Genomic DNA, 1,241 nt, shown 5'->3' with positions numbered 1-1,241 from the left:
TGGCCTGCTGCCGGTTTTTCGGACACGAGGTTAAGCTAATCCCACCTTGGTTTCAAAATCGTTCGGGCTGAGATAGCCCAGTGTTGAGTGGCGACGCCTTGGGTTGTAGAAGCGCTCGATGTAATCGAATACGTCCGCCCTTGCATCATTTCTTGTCCGATAAACCTTTCGTGCCGTTCTCTCCGTTTTCAGTGATGAGAAGAAGCTTTCCATCGCTGCGTTATCCCAGACGTTCCCCGATCTGCTCATGGAGCAGGTGATGCCGTGATCGCCCATCAGGCGCTGGAACTGTTCGCTGGTGTATTGGCTGCCCTGATCGGAATGATGCAACAGCGCATCCGGCTTTCCTCTGCGCCATATCGCCATGATGAGGGCGTCGGTGACGAGCTGCGCCGTCATATTCGCATTCATCGACCAGCCGACGACACGGCGTGAGAACAGGTCGATGACGGCGGCAACATAAAGCCAGCCTTCGGCCGTCCAGATATAGGTGAAGTCGGCCACCCATTTCTGGTTCGGTCGGTCGGCTGCGAACTGGCGATCCAGGACGTTGGGCATGATGACAGATCGGTCGCCGGCATCTTTCGGCAGACCGCGCCGCCGTGGTCTCGCTCGGAGCGCGTTCTGACGCATCAGCCGCTCAATGCGATGAAGACCGCACGACAAGCCTTCAGCCAGCACATCATGCCAGACACGCCGGGCACCATAGGTTCTGTCGCTGTACTTGAAACTCTGCCCAATCTTGTCCAGCAGAACCTCATCGTAGCGGGCATGGTCGCTCGGCGAGCGATTGAGCCAGGCATGGAAGCCGGAACGAGAAACCCCCAGCGCTTCGCAGAGCCATGCCACCGGCCAGATCGAACGGTGCTTTGCAATAAACGCAAACTTCATATCGCGTCCCTTGCAAAGTAGGCTGCGGCCTTTTTTAGAATATCGCGCTCCGCCTTCAGCTTCGCGACCTCGCGCCGCAGCCGTTCGATCTCAAGCTGTTCCGGCTTCATCTGTCCATGCCCTGGAAAGGACTGGACCGGATCGGAGCCATGCTCCCTGATCCATTTGCGCAGTACATTCTCGTGGACATCGAGGTCGCGGGCAGCCTGTGCAACAGCGACACCACGCTCCTTCACCAGCTTCACCGCTTCAAGCTTGTATTCGCGGCTGAACTTTCGTCTTTGCATTCATACTCTCCGGTTTCACGCAGAACACCTTAACTCAGTGTCTATGAAACCGGCAGCAGGCCA

1 protein-coding gene is annotated in these 1,241 nt (G+C 57.1%); it reads right to left on the bottom strand.

The genetic code is table 11. The annotated features are described in order from the left end of the window. Positions 1-30 precede the first annotated feature (30 nt). Positions 31-1,178 (bottom strand): IS3 family transposase gene (locus CU103_RS30935; protein ID WP_106667833.1). Its coding sequence is split into 2 segments (ribosomal slippage): positions 31-929 and positions 929-1,178, totalling 1,149 coding nucleotides; the frame shifts between segments, so codons are not numbered across the junction. Between the last annotated feature and the right edge of the window lie 63 nt (positions 1,179-1,241).

This window comes from Phyllobacterium sophorae (assembly GCF_003010965.1).
GTDB lineage: Bacteria > Pseudomonadota > Alphaproteobacteria > Rhizobiales > Rhizobiaceae > Phyllobacterium > Phyllobacterium sophorae.
Note: the sequence above shows the minus strand (reverse complement) of the source record. Positions and strands in the feature narration are given on the sequence as shown.